Origin of the sequence: Lysobacter sp. Root690 (assembly GCF_001427785.1) — a bacterium.
In the GTDB taxonomy this organism is placed as follows: domain Bacteria; phylum Pseudomonadota; class Gammaproteobacteria; order Xanthomonadales; family Xanthomonadaceae; genus Lysobacter.
The window spans coordinates 1-15,920 of the sequence record NZ_LMHM01000018.1 but is presented as its reverse complement, the minus strand read 5'-3'; the positions used below and the strand labels follow the sequence as shown (position 1 = coordinate 15,920).

Here is a 15,920-nt window from a genome sequence, read left to right as displayed (position 1 = left end):
TCGTGAGAAGGGTGTCGAAGGTCATGTGGGGTGGGGCGGGGGCCGTTCAGTTTTGCCCCGTCTGGCGGGAAGCGAGGCGGGAAGCGAGGAACGAGTTGAGAGGAGTGAGGAGTGAGTAAAGGCCGCTCGTCGCTTACTCACGCTGCGGCGAGGAAAACGAGAAAGAGGAGTGAGAAACGAGCAAAGCCGCTCTGACTCACTCCTCACTCCTCTCCACTGTTTTTTCAACATCTCACCAGATCACGACCTGCTCACCAGCCCCGCGCACCATCGGCTGGCCGGCCTTGCACGAGAACGCCGCGGCGAACGCCGGCAGGTTCGACGGCGCGCCGATCGCGCGGAAATCGCTCGGCGCGTGCGGGTCGGAATTGACCAGTACCTTGAGCATGTCCGGCGTGTAGCGATCGCGCCAGCTGGTGGCGAAGCTGTAGAAGAAGCGTTGGTCGCGGCTGAGGCCGTCGGTCTTGGGATCGGGCGTGTCGCCGACCGCGAGCCGCATCGCATCGTACGCAGTGGCGATGCCGCCGAGGTCGGCGATGTTCTCGCCGAGGGTCAGCTTGCCGTTGACCTTCAACCCGGGCGCGGCCTGGTAGCCATCGAACTGCTGCACCAGCTTGGCGCTGCGCTCGGCGAAACCTTTGGCGTCGGCCGGCGTCCACCAGTTGTTGAAATTGCCGTCGGGGCCGAAACGCGAACCCTGGTCGTCGTAACCGTGGGTCATCTCGTGGCCGATCACCGCGCCGATGCCGCCGTAGTTGGTGGCCTCGTCGGCCTTGGGATCGAAGAACGGCGGTTGCAGAATCGCCGCCGGGAACACGATCTCGTTCTGCAGCGGGTTGTAGTACGCGTTGACCGTCTGCGGCGACATGCCCCATTCGGTCTTGTCGACCGGCTTGCCGATCTTGCTCAGGTTCCACTGGTAATTGAAACGATTGGCTGCCTGGGCGTTGGCGTAATAACTGTCGCGATCGGTCTTCAGCCCCGACCAGTCGCGCCACTTGTCCGGATAGCCGATCTTGGGCGTGAAGCTGGCCCATTTCTCCAGCGCTTTCTTCTTGGTTTCATCGCTCATCCAGCTCAGATTCTCGATCCGTGTCTTGAGCGCGGTGCGCAGGCCCTGCACCAGCGTTTCCATCTGCGCCTTGGACTGCTGCGGGAACGCGACCTTGACGTACAACTGGCCCATCGCTTCGCCGGCCTGATCGTCGATGTCGCCGAGCACGCGCTTCCAGCGCGCCTTGGGTTCTTTCTGCCCGCGCATGGTCTTGTTGTGGAACTCGTAGTGCTCGGCGACGAAGTTGTCGGCCAGGTACGGCGAAGCGTCGTCGACGGTGTGATAGCGCAGATACGCCTGCCAGGTCGCCGCCGGCGTGTCGGCGATCATCTTGCTGACTTCCTTGTGGAAGTCGGGCATCGCCAGCGAGAACTGCGCCGGCGTGGCCACGCCCTGCGATTCGAAGAACTTGGTCCACGAGAAATTCGGCGTGAGTTCGTTGGCGGCGGCGACGCTGATCGGCTGGTAGTACAGGGCGACGTCGCGCTGCAGTTGTTCGCTCGACAGCGACGCGCGCGCCAGCCGCGTTTCGAAATCGACTACGGCCTTGGCCTGCTGCGCGGCATCGGCCGCGGCGACGCCCGACAGCTCCAGCACCTTGGCGATGTGCTGCTGGTACGCGGCGAGCTTGTCGTGCTTGTCCTTGTCGAAGTAGTAGCCTTTGTCGGGCAGGCCCAGGCCGCCTTGCGTGGCGAAGGCGATGTTCATCGAGGAATTCTTGAAGTCGGCCTCGGCGCCGAAATCGAACACCACGTTATGGCCTTGCGCGGCGCTGCTGCGCAGGTAGGCGGCGATCTTGTCCGGGCTGTCGAGCGCGGCGATCGCGGCCAGGTCGGCCTGCACGGGCGTGAGGCCTTGGGCGTTGATCTTGGCTTCGTCCATGCCGGTCGACCACAGGTCGCCGATCAGCTTTTCAATGCCGCTGGCCTTGGGATCGGCGGCGGCCTGCTGCGCGAGTTGGTGCTGCACCGCCAGCGAGCGTTCGGCCAGTACGTCGGACACGCCCCAGGACGAACGATCGCCGGGGATCGGATTGGCGGCGAACCAGCGGCCGTTGACGTACTCGCCGAGGTTGTCGCAGGCGTTCTTGGCCGGATCGAGATCGCCGACGGCGAAGCGCACCGGCTGCGGCAGCTGGCTTTCGTCGATCGTGAGCGCGGTGGCTTCGGCGGGCTTGGCCGCGGGCGCGCTCGCGGCCGGAGCCGGGGTTTCGGGCTTGCTGCAGGCCGCGAGCGCGGCGGCGATCGCCAGCGACAGCAGCAGGGGGGACGATTTCATGGGCATCAGTGAGACTCCGGGCCGACGGGCATGGGAAGGATCTGACGTGGCGCAGATCGGGGTTGTGAACGAAACGGCGGCGTGGCGGCGGCCACGATGCAGCGGCGATGGCGCGAACGCCCACGGCTGCGACGCCTGCGTGACTGGCGATGGCTCTCGATGCGGCCCGTCGTCGTCGGCCCTCAACGTGATCGGCCGACGATAAACCCGTTCGCGCGCGCGGAAGGGTGTCGTCAGTCATGTGGGGTGCGCGGGATCGGCGGGTTCGCCTCGGATCGAGGGCGCGACCTCGCCCGCATCGCCTGCATGCTAAGTTCCAGACCCACACTGCGGCCGCGCCCGGCCGCCGCACTCAGCGAAGGAGTCGATAGCAATGCGCGTCCACTTTCACGGCGCCGCCGGCGAGGTCACCGGCTCCCTGCACGAAGTCGAGGCCGCCGGTCATCGCATCCTGCTCGACTGCGGCATGATCCAGGGCAGCCCCGAGGCCGAACTGCGCAATCTCGATCCGTTCGCGTTCGATGCGGCGACGCTCGACGCGCTGGTGATCAGCCACGCTCATATCGATCACATCGGCCGCGTGCCGCTGCTGGTCAAGCGTGGGTTCCGCGGGCCGATCTTCGCCCAGGCTGCGACCGCCGACCTGATGCGGATCATGCTGCTGGACTCAGCCTCGATCGCCGAAAGCGAGGCCGAGCGCGGCAATCGCAGGCGCGCGCACGGCGAACCCGAACTGCTGCCGCTGTACACCCGCGAAGACGTCGAAGCGACCATGCAACGGGTGCAGCCGCTGCCCTACGACACGCGCCGCGAAATCCTGACGGGCGTGACGGTGCAGTTCCGCGAGGCCGGGCACATCCTGGGTTCGTCGGTGGTCGAGCTGTTCGCCGATGGTCGCAAGCTGGTGTTCTCCGGTGATCTGGGGCCGAAGGGCACGCCGATCCTGCGCGACCCCGCGCCGATCGACACAGCCGACTTGGTGTTGATGGAATCGACCTACGGCGATCGCCTGCATAAGGACCGCGCCGAGACCATCCTCGAACTCGGCCGCATTCTGGAGGCGGCCTGGAACGACGGCGGCAACGTGCTGATCCCGGCGTTCGCGGTCGGCCGCAGCCAGGAGTTGCTGTACTGGTTCGCCAAATACTGGGACGAGTGGAACGTCGGCCGCTTCAAGATTTTTCTCGACAGCCCGATGGCGAGCAAGGTGGTCGGCGTCTACGACCGCCATGTCGAACTGTTCGATGAAGACGCGCTGCGGGTGTGGAAGCACAAGCCCGATCCGTTCCATCTGCCGAACCTGCAGCTGACCGAATCGGCGCAGGACTCGATGGCGATCAACCAGATCGAACGCGGCGCGATCGTCATCGCCGGCTCGGGCATGGCCAACGCCGGCCGCATCCTGCACCACTTCAAACACAACCTCGGCAAGCCGCAGACCCATGTGGTGTTCGTCGGCTATCAGGCCGAGGGCACGATCGGCCGACGGCTGGTCGAGGGCGCCAAGTGGGTGCGCATCCACGGTCGCGACACCCGCGCCGAGGCGCAGCGCCACACCATCGGCGGCTTGTCTGCGCATACCGATCAGAACGGTTTGATCGAGTGGTACGGGAATATCGAAGGCCATCCGCCGCTGGTGCTGGTGCATGGCGAAGACAAGGCGCGCGAGGCGCTGGCCGGGGAAATCGGCGAACGCTTCGGCACCAAGGTGGCGTTGGCGCGGCCGGGGATGACGCTGGAGGTGTAGGCGAGTGCGCCGCGCCCGATCGCGGCCGGCGCGATGCGGCCAGCAACCAGCGGGCGCGGGCTTTTACCGCGCGGCGGCGATTGCGCGCACGCGCGCTGACCTCGCAGATGCCGGCCCATCGTGCAGGTTGAGGCCGCGGCGAACAATGACCGCAACGATTTGCGCAGAATTTATGCGGCCGGCGCGGCGAAGGCATGGAAGCTTTACCGGACCCGCGCGCAAGCTGTCGGCGTCTTCCCCGTCAACACTTCCCGTGAGCATCCTGATTCTGCAAGGCCGTCATCTGTCTTCGCAACCGCTGCAATCGCAATTCCTGCTCGAACTGCGCGGCCTCGCCGCGGCGGTCGGCCGCAACCTCGAGCTGCGCCCCTGCGCCAGCCTGCGCGAGCTGGTCGGCAGCCTGCGCGCCGCGCGCCGTCGCCGCAGCGAATTCGTGCTGCTCGACCCGGGCGAGCTCGCGCCGCAAGCCTTGGCCGAACCCGACGCCCTGCGTCAGGCGCTGGACGAATTGCCCAGCGCTTACATCGAAGTTCACGACGCCAGCGCTACCACGCTGGACGAACGCCTGCATGCGCACGCGCCGCCGCTGGCGACGATCGTGATCAACGGCGATCTGGCGATGAGTTATCGCATCGCGCTCGGCATCGCGTTGCGTCGGCTTTCGCGCTGAATAACTTGCGCGCTGCGTCGCTCGCAAGTTGAGCTTTCTGCACGCTGAGCGGCGTGCGCGTCGTTAGGGCGGCGCCGCGCCATCGTTCTCGCGCGCGATCCAGCGCTGCATCGCATGCCGGAAGCGCGCGGCCTCGCGCTGTTTGTGCAGATAGTCCTGATCCAGCACCCGATACAGCGACCACATGATCAGCACCAGCAGCAGCGCGAACGGCAACGCGGCGATGATGATCACGCCCTGCAACGCGTCCAGGCCACCGGCCAGCAACAGCGCGACCGCGATCAGCGCCTGGATCACGCCCCAGGTCGCGCGTCGCGACAGCGGTGGATCGGCGCGGTCCTCGCTGGACATGCTGGCCAACACCAGGGTCGCCGAGTCGGCCGAAGTCACGAAGAACAGCATCAACAGCGCGATCGCCGCGGCCATCAACAGCGGCGCCCACGGCAGACTTTCGAGCAAGGCGAACAGCACCTGCTCGTAACCCTGACTCAAGGCGCCGGCCAGGTCGCCGCCGCCGAACATCTGCGCCCACAGCGCGCTGCCGCCGAACGCGGCGAACCACACGAAGCTCATCAGCGAAGGCACCAGCACCACGCCGAACACGAACTCGCGCACGCGCCGGCCGCGCGAGATGCGGGCGATGAAGCTGCCCACGAACGGCGCCCAGGCGATCCACCACGCCCAGTAGAAAATCGTCCACTCGCCGACCCAGGGATCGCGCGAGAACGGCGCCATGCGCAGGCTCATGTTCGGCAACTGGTTGATGTAGCTGCCCAGGGTGGTGGTGAAGGTCTCGAAGATGAAACTGGTCGGCCCGGCCACCAGCACGAACGCCAGCAACAGCGCGGCCAGGGCGAGGTTGAGATTGCTCAGCCATTTGATCCCGCGGTGCAGGCCGGTGAGGCTCGACGCCATGTACAGCGCGAACGCCACCGCGACCACGCACAGTTGCAGCGCCGGGGTCACGCTCAGGCCGAACACCCGCGCCAGCCCGGCGCTGATCTGCACGGTGCCGAAGCCCAGCGTGGTCGCCACGCCGATCGCGGTGGCGACGACCGCCGCGACATCGATCAACTGGCCCGGCCAGCGTTGGTGCCAGCGGCCGATCACCGGTTGCAGCAAATCGCTGATCTGGCCGCGGCCGTCGCGGTTGAACTGGAACCACGCCATCGCCAGCCCGACCAGCGCGTACACCGCCCACGGATGCAGGCCCCAATGGAAGAACACGTAGCGCATCGATGCGCGCGCGGCCGGCATGCTCTGCGCCGTCAGCCCTTCGGGCGGATGCAGGTAATGCGACACCGGTTCGGCCGCGCCCCAGAACACCAGGCCGATGCCCATGCCGGCGGCGAACAGCATCGACAGCCAGCTCAGGCGCGAGAATTCCGGCTCGGCGTCGTCGCCGCCGATGCGCAGATCGGCGAAGCGGCCGAGCGAGAGATACAGCAGGAACAGCAGCGAGGCGAACACGATCAACAGGTACAACCAGCCGGCCCGCGCCACCGTGAGCGACAGCGCGTGCTGGATCGTTTCGTTGAACGATTGCGGGGCGAGCACGCCGGCGGCCACCAGCGCGGCGAGCAGAACGATCGAAAGTCGGAAAACCAAAATCCACTCCAGACAGGCGCGCGACGCATCGCGCGCGTGAGGCGTGCCGGACGCGCGCGGCGCGTTGACAGGCATGAGGCACAGCCGCGTCGACGCGCGCATCACGCACGCGCGATCACCGCCGCGATCAGCGGGCGGGTGAGTCGACAGCAAGGCTGTTGAGGGCGATCCGCGCTGCGAGCCATGGCCGTAGCGGTGACGGCGCAAGCGGACGTGCAAGTCCGGTGCGGTGCGCGGAGCGGGGCGATTTTAACAGACGTGAGTTTTTCGGCCTTCACGCTGTCGCGATAGTGCGGTGCGCGGGAAAAATCCGGGTGGCGCGACTCGCATCTGTCCCCCGATATCGCTCTTTCTGGGGATGTGCCTCAGTCTTTCTGTTCCGGGTTGGCGCGCAGGTATTCGAGGCGCTCCTTGCTGGTTTGCCAAGGACGCTTGTCCGTTTCGCTCATCGGATAGTACGGATGCTCGATGCCGAGGCTGCTGATCACGATCTTGATCTTGTCGTCGGGGTAGAAGTGAACCTGCAGCGAGCCCGGCCCTCTCGCGTTGTAATCGGGAATACCCACCGTGGCTTCGCGCGGAGGAGGAATCGGGCGCTTGTCGTTCGCCAGACGGCTGTAGCTCCATTTCACCTTGGCCTGTAACCCAGGGTGCCAGCGCTTGGGTATCTGGACGCAGCAAGTGGCGCCGGCCCCGCCCTCGGGCTCGGCGTTCGAGCCGCTCGCGTCATCGACCGAGAATCCCTGGACGTGCAGCCCCAATGCTTCGGTGTTGTGGTTGTAGCCGGTGATCGATGCGATCGTCATCGGATCTTCGCAGGCCGCCAATGCCATCGTGCCTGCGCATAGCAGGCCCATCAGCGGTTTTTTCCACAGGCTCATAGTGTGTTGTCGTCTTCGGCGTTGTTGAGTGGCGTGACCGTCGCGTCGTCGACAGCGAGCGCCTGACCAAGAAGCATGGACTCAGTGGGTCGCGCTCGCCGGCATCCGCCGCAACGCCGCGGTCTCCCACCCCGCCACGATCACGAACACCAGCGTCGTGCCCGCGCCGAGCATCAACGCCGACAAGTGCAGCGGCGCGCTGGCGAACCACAGCGCCGCCAGCATCAGCAACCCGGCGCAGTGCGAAATCGGCGGGAACCGGCGGGTATTGGTCACCCATTTGAACAAGCCGCAACCCAGCAGGTACAGCGCCGGGCCGCCGACGATCGCGGCGATGCCGGCGGCGTCGGCGTGATCGGGATGGACCAGCACCAGTTCGTCGGCGACCGCGCACACGATGATGCCGCCGACGATCAGCAGATGCATGTAGGTGTAGGCCAAACGCGCCAGGCGCGCGCGATGGACGACGTCGTCGCCGTGGGCGATGCGGTGTTCGCCGCGCGCCGCGCCGCTGTCGAAATAGATCCACCACATCGCCACGCTGCCGAGGAAGGCGATGCAGAACGCGGCGACGGTGGTCGGGTTCCAGTCGAGCTTGGCGAAGGTCGCGCCGGTGATCAGGATCGATTCGCCGAGCGCGATGATGATGAACAAGCCGCAGCGTTCCGACAGATGGCCGCCTTCCACGTCCCAGTCCGACAGGGTCGAGCGGCCCAGGCCGGGCACGCGGAAGAATGCGATCGGCCCGAGGTATTCGATCGCCACCGCGATCAGCCACCAGCCGACCCGCGCCTCGGGTTCGGCCAGGCCGCCGCCGATCCAGAACGCCGCCGATACCAGCAGCCATAACGTGATGCGGATGAAGTTGCGGAAATTGCCGGGGCTGCGCCCGCCGCGCAACGCCCACAGCATGAAGGTGCTGCGGCCGACCTGCATGCTGGCGAACACCGCGCCATAGATCAGCCCGCGTTCGCCGAACGCATCGGGCAGCGACGACGACAGCAGCAGGCCGCCGAGCATCAGCCCGAAGATCATGATCCGGACCGGCACTTTCTCCGGGTCGAGCCAGTTGGTGACCCAGGAGGTGTAGATCCACAGCCACCACACGCCGAGGAACAACAGGCCGGTGCGCAGGGCGCCGACCGGGTTGAGGTGTTCGAGCAGGGTGTGCGACAGCTGGGTCACCGCGAACACGAACACCAGGTCGAAGAACAGTTCGGCATAGCCGACCTTGGCGTGGCCTTCGCGGCTGCGCAGCAGGGTGGGGCGTTGGTCGGTCATGGCGCGGCCTTGGGCTAGGGCGTGGATCGGGTTCGCGACAGTATCCACCCAAGTAGGAGCGCGACCGCGGCCGGCACGGCGAAGATCAGCAGGAAGATCGGCAGTTCCTCGGCCACGCTGTAACCGGCGTGGATCACGCCGACCGCCATGTTGATGCCCGCGCCGATCAACCACAGCGGCAGGAAGATCCTGATCGCGCTGCGCAACGGGGCCGTGCCGGGGCCGACGAGCACGCGCGCGGCCAGCAGGCACAGCGCCAGCAGGGCGAAACCGCCGAGTATCACCAGTACCGTGTGCATGCCGATCCCCTGGGTCGATGGCGCTCTGTCGTGGTCACCTTAGCGCGGTTGTCGGCATATCGTGCGCAGCCAACCATTTACCGCGCTCATGGTTGGCCGCGGCGCGTGCATGCGGCGCGCACGCACGCGCCGACGGTCTTGCCGCCTCAACGCGTGGTGTAACCGCCATTGGCGAAAATGGTCTGGCCGGTGATCCACCAGCCGTCGCTGACCAGGAACTTGATCAGCGGCGCGATGTCGGCGATCTCGGTCAGCCCGCTCTTGGTGCGGCTGCTCAGCGCCGCGGCGGTGGCGTGGTAGGCGGCCGATTCCTTCGACTCGGCCGGATAGAAGAACGGCGTGTCCATCGGCCCCGGGCCGACCGCGTTGACCGAGATGCCGCGTTCGCCGAACTCCTTGGACGCGGCGCGGGTGAAGTGCTCGATAGGCGCCTTGCTGCCGGGGTAGACCGCATAGAGCGGCGTGTACGCGGCCAGCAGCGAGCTGACGATGGTGCAGATGTTGCCGTCGTCGGCGAGCTGCTTGCCGGCTTCCTGGATGAAGAAGAACGCGGCCTTGGAATTGACCGCGAACATCCGGTCGTATTCGTCCTCGGTCACTTCGATCAGCGGCTTCTTGATGACCATGCCGGTGGTGTTGATGGCGATGTCGAGCTTGCCGAACCGCGTCTTGGCCGCGTCGAACAGGGCGGCGACCTCGCTGGGTCGGGTCAGGTCGCCCTGGTGGGCGAAGGCGTAGGCGCCGGCCGCGCGCACCGCGGCGACGGTGTCTTCGGCCGCGGCGCGGGTGGCGTCGCTGTTGTAATGCACGGCGATCGCGCCGGCGCCGCCGGCGGCGAGTTCGCGCGAAATCAGGCCGCCGAGGTTCTTGGCGCCGCCGCCGATGACGACGGCCTTGCCGGTGAGGGAACGGTTGGGCATGGGGTGCTTGCTCCGGTAAACAGGGGAGTGAGTGAGGGCGCTGGCCACCCGCCGCGTTGACGCGCATGTGACCGAAGTCGTGTTTACATCGGCCTGGGTCCCCGGTGCTTTCACGATGTCCGACGCGCTGTCAGTTTCTCCGCCGCCGCCGGCGATCCCGGTTGTGCCCGGCCATGGGCCGGGCCAGCGCGAGGTGATGCGCCGCGAGCTGACGCTGGGCGACGGGGTGCAGTTCGCCTTCGCCACCGAACGCATCGCTCAGCCGACCCAGTGGAGCGTGCATCACGACCGCCACACCTTGATCGTGCATCTCGACGGCGCGATGCGCCGGCTCGAAACCCGCATCGACGGCGTCGGCCGCCTGCGCGCGCCGGCCGCGGTGGGCGACCTGTGGCTGATTCCGGCGGGCCGGCGTTACCAGGGCGAGGCCCGCGGCGGCGAGATCGCCTACGCCGAACTGACCATCGACCCGGCCCGCTACCCCGGCCTGGCCGCGCGCATGAAATACCACGACCCGCTGGTGCATGCGCTGGCTGCTCGGCTCGCCCAACTGAGCGGTGAATCCGACGACCTCGCGGCGATGCTGTGCGAGGCGTTGAGCCAGAGCCTGTGCCTGCATCTGCTGCGCGAACACGGCGGCGCCGCGCCGCCGCGACCGTTGCGCGAACTGGCGCCGCGCTTGAGCGAGCCGCAGCGGCAACGGGTCGAGGACTATATCCAGTCGCATCTGGACCAGCCGATCCGTCTGGCCGCGTTGGCCGCGCTGACCGGCCTGAGCACTCATCGCTTGCTGATCGCGTTTCGCGCCAGTTTCGGCGCCACGCCGATCCAGTACGTGCTCGGGCAGCGCCTGCAACGCGTTTGCACGCGCCTGCGCCGCGGCGACGACGACATCACCACGATCGCGATCGGCAGCGGTTTCTCCAGCCACAGTCATCTGTCGGCGGTGTTCAAGCGGCAGTACGGCATCACCCCGAGCGAGTACCGCCAGCGCGGCTGAGCGCGGACACGCGCGCCGGTCCGTGAGCGCCGCGACCTTGGTCGCCAACGCAGATCGGCCGCCACTCCCTACCCATGCGCGGCGATCCCTGTCGTCGGTCACGCTGACCATTCGGACATGGCGCGGGCGCGCCCGCGCTCCAGCATGATGGCGTCGACGATCGCGTCCGCCGCGCGCGCGACCCGGCCCTGCCATCGGTCATGCCGACCAAGCGCCCATGGCCGGGTCACGTTTTCTGGCTAGGATCGTCTTACTAGCATCGTCTCAATCTGCACGGGCCGCGCCACCGCCGCGGCCGAGTCCTTTTCCCTGGAGCCCGCCGCATGCTGACCATTCGCGACCTCACCAAGACCTATGCCAACGGCGTGCGCGCGCTCGACGGCATTTCGCTGGACATTCCGCGCGGCATGTTCGGCTTGCTCGGTCCCAACGGCGCCGGCAAGTCCTCGCTGATGCGGACCCTGGCGACCTTGCAGGAGGCCGACGCCGGCAGCGCGATCCTCGACAACGGCGACGGCCCGGCCATCGACGTGCTGCGCGACAAGGACGCGGTGCGCCGGCAACTGGGCTACCTGCCGCAGGATTTCGGCGTGTACCCGAAGGTCAGCGCACTCGACCTGCTCGAACACTTCGCCGTGCTCAAGGGCCTGACCCAGCGCAAGCAGCGCCGCGAAGTGGTCGACGGCCTGCTGCACCAGGTCAACCTGTGGAACGTGCGCAAGCAGAAACTCGGCGGCTTCTCCGGCGGCATGCGCCAGCGCTTCGGCATCGCCCAGGCGCTGCTCGGCGATCCGCGCCTGGTGATCGTCGACGAACCCACCGCCGGCCTCGATCCGGAAGAACGCAACCGCTTCCTCAACCTGCTGGCGGAGATCGGCGAGAACGTCGCGGTGATCCTGTCGACCCACATCGTCGAGGACGTCACCGACCTGTGCCCGAGCATGGCCATCATCAACAAGGGCAAGGTGCTGCTCAGCGGCGAGCCGAACGCGGCGATCGCCGCGCTCAGCGATCAGGTCTGGCGCAAGCAGGTCAGCAAGACCACCTTGTCGAGCTACGAAACCCGTTTCACCGTGCTGTCGACCCGACTGGTCGGCGGCCAGCCAGTGATCCACGTGTTCAGTCCGGACTCGCCCGAGGAGGGCTTCGAACGCGTCGCGCCCGATCTGGAAGACGTGTACTTCCAGCGCCTGCGCCAGCACGCGCGCGTCGCGGCCTGAGCGGAGCATCCCGATGATCCTTGAATTTTTCCGCTTCGAGCTGCGCCAGCAGCTGCGCTCGCCGTTGCTATGGCTGTTCGCGCTGCTGTTCGGCCTGATGGCCTTCGGCGCCGCCTCCAGCGACGCGATCCAGATCGGCGGCGGCGTCGGCAACGTCAACCGCAATGCGCCGACCACCATCGCCACTTTCTACGGCATGTTCAGCCTGCTCGGGCTGCTGGTGATCGCGGTGTTCGTGTCCGGCGCCTTGTTGCGCGATTTCGAACTGGGCACCGCCGACCTGTTCTTCTCCAGCCCGATGCGCAAGCGCGACTTCCTGATCGGCCGCTTCGCCGGCGCGCTGGCGGCGAGCCTGCTGGTGTTCTTGATGATCACCGTCGGCCTGCTGATCGCGCCGTACATGCCCTGGGTCGATCCCGAGCGGGTCGGCGCGTTCTCGCTGCAGCCGTACCTGTGGAGTTTCGCGGTGTTCGTGCTGCCCAACCTGATATTCATCGGCGCCTTGCTGGCGCTGCTGGCGGTCACCGGGCGCAGCCTGTTGATCGTGTATTTGGGCGTGATCGGCTTCTTCGTGTTGCGCGGCGTGGCCAACAGCCTGCTCGCCGATCTCGACAACGAGTGGCTGGCGACGATGATGGACCCGTTCGGCCTGACCGCGTTCCGGCGCACGGTCCGCTATTGGTCCGCGCCCGAACTCAACACCCGCCTGCCTGCGATCGCCGGTTATCTGCTGGTCAATCGCGCGCTGTGGCTCGGCGTCGGCGTGGCGATGATCGCCGCCGCGTTCGCCCTGTTCAAACCGCAGCGCACCGGTACCGGCAAGGCCTGGTTCCGGCGCAAGCGCAAGGCCGTGGCGGTCGACACGCAAAGCGCCGGTAAGCCGGCGCCGAAAGTGCAGCCGACGTTCGCGGCCGCGACCGTGCGCACCCAGTTCCTGCATGCGCTGCGCTTCGATACCGTCGGCGTGCTCAAGAGCGTGCCGTTCCTGATCATGCTCGCCTTCGCCGTGACCAGCTTCCTGGCCAGCGCCGGCTCGGTCCAGAGCATCTTCGGCACCAAGACCTATCCGACCACCTCGCTGATGCTCACCGCGCTGCAAGGCAGCTACAGCTTCATGCTGATCTTCGTGGTGATGTTCTACGCCGGCGAACTGGTGTTCAAGGAACGCGGAGTCAAGCTGGCCGAAGTCAGCGACGCCATGCCGGTGCCCAACTGGCTGCCGTTGCTGAGCAAGTTCATCGCCTTGATCGCGGTGGTGCTGGTGTTCCAGGCGATCGGCGGCGTGGCCTCGATGGTCATGCAGTTGTTCAAGGGCTACAGCACCCTGGAGCCGCTGCTCTACGTCAAGCAGTTGCTGCTCGACGCGATTCCGTTCGTGCTGATGGGCGGGCTGGCGCTGGTGCTGCAGGTGCTGACCAACAACAAGTTCATCGGCTACGGCCTGTTGATCGTGGTGGTGATCCTGCAGGCCACGCTCGGCCTGATGCACTTCGAACACAACCTCTACAACTACGCCAACGCACCGGCCGCGCCGTATTCCGACATGAACGGCTACGGCCAGTTCCTCGGCGCGCGGCTGTGGTTCCAGACCTATTGGGGCCTGCTGCTGCTCGCCTTGATGCTGCTGGCCGCGGCGTTCTGGGTGCGCGGCGTGGCGCCGAGCCTGCGCGAACGCATCAAGCTGGCGCGTTCGCGCCTGCGCGGCGGCCGCGGCGTTACCCTCGCGGTCGCGGTGCTGGCCTGGGTTGCGGCCGGCGGCTGGATCTTCTGGAACACCAACGTGCTCAACCGCTACGTGCCGTCGGACGTGGCGATGGACGAGCAGGCGCGTTACGAGAAGGACTACCGCAAGTACCACAACCTGCCGCAGCCGCGGATCGTCGCGGTCGAGAACGAAGTCGACTTGCGTCCGGAAACTCTCAGCGTGCGCACCCGCGGTCATTACGAGATCGTCAACCAGCACGCCGCGCCGATCGCCGAGTTCCATATCGCGGTCGATCCCGAGGCGACGGTCGAGAAGCTCGAATTCGGCGGCGCCAAGCTGATCCATGACGATGCACGCGTGGGCTATCGCATCTACCGCCTCGACAAACCGATGCAGCCGGGCGAACACCGTCAGCTGAACTTCGTCCAGTCCTATGCCCAGCGCGGCTTCTCCAACGAACCGGGCAATACCCAGATCGTCGCGAACGGCAGCTTCTTCAACTCGGCGGTGTTTCCGAGCTTCGGCTACAGCGAAGGCCGCCAGCTCAGCGACCGCAACGAACGCCGTAAGCGCGGCCTCGGCGAAGCGCCGCGCATGCCCAAGCTGGAGGATCAGGCCGCGCGCGCGAACCACTACATCGCCGCCGATGCCGACTGGATCGACTTCAAGACCACGGTGTGCACCGCGCCGGACCAGATCGCGTTGTCGCCGGGCTATCTCAAGCGCGAGTTCCGTCGCGAGGGCCGCCGTTGCTTCGAGTATGCGATGGACCGGCCGATGCTGCCGTTCTACTCGTACCTGTCGGCGCGCTGGGACGTGCGCCGCGCCGAGCACGCCGGCATTCCGATCGAGGTGTACTACGATCCCAAGCACGCCTACAACGTCGATCGCATGATCGACGGGGTCAAGAAGTCGCTGGATTATTTCCAGGCCAACTTCACCCCGTATCAGCATCGGCAGGTACGCATCCTTGAGTTCCCGGGCTACTCGCGTTTCGCCCAGAGCTTCGCCAACACCATCCCGTTCTCCGAATCGATCGGCTTCGTCGCCGACCTGCGCGATCCCGAGGCGGTCGACTACGTGTTCTACGTGACCGCGCACGAGGTCGCGCACCAGTGGTGGGCGCATCAGGTGATCGGCGCCAACGTGCAGGGTTCGACCATGCTGTCGGAGTCGCTGTCGCAGTATTCGGCGCTGATGGTGATGGAGAAGGAATACGGCCGGGCCAAGATGCGCCGCTTCCTCAAGTACGAACTGGACCGTTACCTGTCCGAGCGCGGCGGCGAGCGTCTGGAGGAATTGCCGCTGTACCGGGTCGAGAACCAGCAGTACATCCACTACCGCAAGGGCTCGCTGGTGTTCTATCGCCTGCGCGAGGAACTGGGCGAAGCGACGGTCAATCGCGCGCTCAAGCGCTTCCTGGAGGACAAGGGCTACCAGAACCCGCCGTACACCACTTCGGCCGAGTTGCTGGAGTACCTGCGCGCGGAAGCCAAGCCCGAGCAGCAGCAGCTGATCACCGACCTGTTCGAGAAGATCAGCTTCTACGACAACCGCGTGGTCGAGGCGAGTTCGAAGAAGCGCCCCGACGGCAAGTACGAGGTCACTTTGAATTTGCACGCGGCCAAGCTGTACGCCGACGGCAAGGGCAAGGAGACCGCCGCGCCGCTGGACGACTGGATCGAGATCGGCGTGTTCGCGCGCGGGCCGTCGGGCAAGGAGGGCGACGAGAAGGTGTTGTCGCTGGAGCGTCGTCGCATCACCAAGAACGATCAGACGGTGACGGTGGTGGTCGATCAGGCGCCGTACGAGGTCGGGTTCGATCCGTACAACAAGTTGATTGATCGGGTGCCGGCGGATAATCGCAAGAAGTTGTGATTGGGTTGGTGTAGATAGGCGGCCGAGATCGGGCTTTTCTCGGTGAACCGCATGCCCCCTTTGCAAAAGGGGGGGCGGACGCCCGGCGTTACAACGATGCGGTAAACAAATCCCCCGTGCGCGGGGGATTTGCTTTTTTTGCCCTTTGCACCTCTGTTGTTCTGCCCCGGCGACGTATCCGGCTCGCGAAGCGGTGTCGAGATCTGCGCCGTAGTCGGGATTTCGCGGTCGCGGCTTGCGCCGCTCCTACAGGTAGCTCATATGGCCTTTGCTTGAGTCCGCAGCCGCGCAGTTCATCCAGCGCTGCGAGGCTTGCAACTCGCGTTAGCAACAGGACACCCGAAGGGCGGCGCACATGGATGTGCGCCGCGCGCCACCG

Annotated in this window: 11 protein-coding genes; 5 read left to right on the top strand and 6 right to left on the bottom strand. The window is 66.4% G+C overall.

From position 1 onward, the window contains the following. Positions 1-232: 232 nt before the first annotated feature. On the bottom strand, positions 233-2,338 hold the full coding sequence (locus ASD86_RS23235; protein ID WP_157477061.1) for a M13-type metalloendopeptidase: 2,106 nt from the start codon (positions 2,336-2,338) through the stop codon (positions 233-235). Positions 2,339-2,705: 367 nt separating this feature from the next. Here ASD86_RS23235 and ASD86_RS23230 point away from each other — a divergent pair, with 367 nt between their 5' ends. Both ASD86_RS23230 and ASD86_RS23225 read left to right on the top strand, forming a co-directional pair. Next, a complete protein-coding gene (locus tag ASD86_RS23230; RefSeq protein WP_056116608.1) occupies positions 2,706-4,079 on the top strand; it encodes an MBL fold metallo-hydrolase in 1,374 nt (457 codons plus the stop codon). Positions 4,080-4,332: 253 nt separating this feature from the next. Further along, positions 4,333-4,749: a hypothetical protein gene (locus ASD86_RS23225; RefSeq protein WP_056116606.1), complete on the top strand. Its 417-nt coding sequence runs from the start codon at positions 4,333-4,335 to the stop codon at positions 4,747-4,749. Between the two features lie 63 nt (positions 4,750-4,812). On the opposite strand, the gene ASD86_RS23220 is transcribed toward ASD86_RS23225, so the two are convergent. The 5 genes from ASD86_RS23220 to ASD86_RS23200 form a co-directional block, all read right to left on the bottom strand. Then, complete coding sequence (locus ASD86_RS23220; protein ID WP_056117332.1) at positions 4,813-6,357, bottom strand: BCCT family transporter; 1,545 nt, start codon at positions 6,355-6,357, stop codon at positions 4,813-4,815. A gap of 365 nt (positions 6,358-6,722) precedes the next feature. After that, on the bottom strand, positions 6,723-7,238 hold the full coding sequence (locus tag ASD86_RS23215; protein WP_056116604.1) for a DUF3304 domain-containing protein: 516 nt from the start codon (positions 7,236-7,238) through the stop codon (positions 6,723-6,725). A gap of 81 nt (positions 7,239-7,319) precedes the next feature. Beyond that, positions 7,320-8,519, bottom strand: a complete 1,200-nt coding sequence (locus tag ASD86_RS23210) for a low temperature requirement protein A (protein WP_056116602.1) — start codon at positions 8,517-8,519, stop codon at positions 7,320-7,322. A 14-nt stretch (positions 8,520-8,533) separates the two neighbouring features. Beyond that, positions 8,534-8,818, bottom strand: a complete 285-nt coding sequence (locus ASD86_RS23205; protein ID WP_056116600.1) for a hypothetical protein — start codon at positions 8,816-8,818, stop codon at positions 8,534-8,536. A gap of 146 nt (positions 8,819-8,964) precedes the next feature. Then, positions 8,965-9,738 carry an SDR family oxidoreductase gene (locus ASD86_RS23200; RefSeq protein WP_056116598.1) on the bottom strand — a complete coding sequence of 258 codons (774 nt, stop codon included), beginning with the start codon at positions 9,736-9,738 and terminating at the stop codon, positions 8,965-8,967. Positions 9,739-9,853: 115 nt separating this feature from the next. Between ASD86_RS23200 and ASD86_RS23195 the strand changes: the two genes are divergently transcribed. From ASD86_RS23195 to ASD86_RS23185, 3 genes are all read left to right on the top strand, one after another. Then, a complete protein-coding gene (locus ASD86_RS23195) occupies positions 9,854-10,738 on the top strand; it encodes an AraC family transcriptional regulator (protein ID WP_056116595.1) in 885 nt (294 codons plus the stop codon). 323 nt (positions 10,739-11,061) lie between these two features. Continuing rightward, on the top strand, positions 11,062-11,958 hold the full coding sequence (locus tag ASD86_RS23190; RefSeq protein WP_056116594.1) for an ABC transporter ATP-binding protein: 897 nt from the start codon (positions 11,062-11,064) through the stop codon (positions 11,956-11,958). Positions 11,959-11,971: 13 nt separating this feature from the next. Next, entirely contained in the window at positions 11,972-15,541 is a 3,570-nt protein-coding gene (locus ASD86_RS23185) for a M1 family aminopeptidase (protein WP_056116592.1), read from the top strand. Positions 15,542-15,920 lie beyond the last annotated feature (379 nt).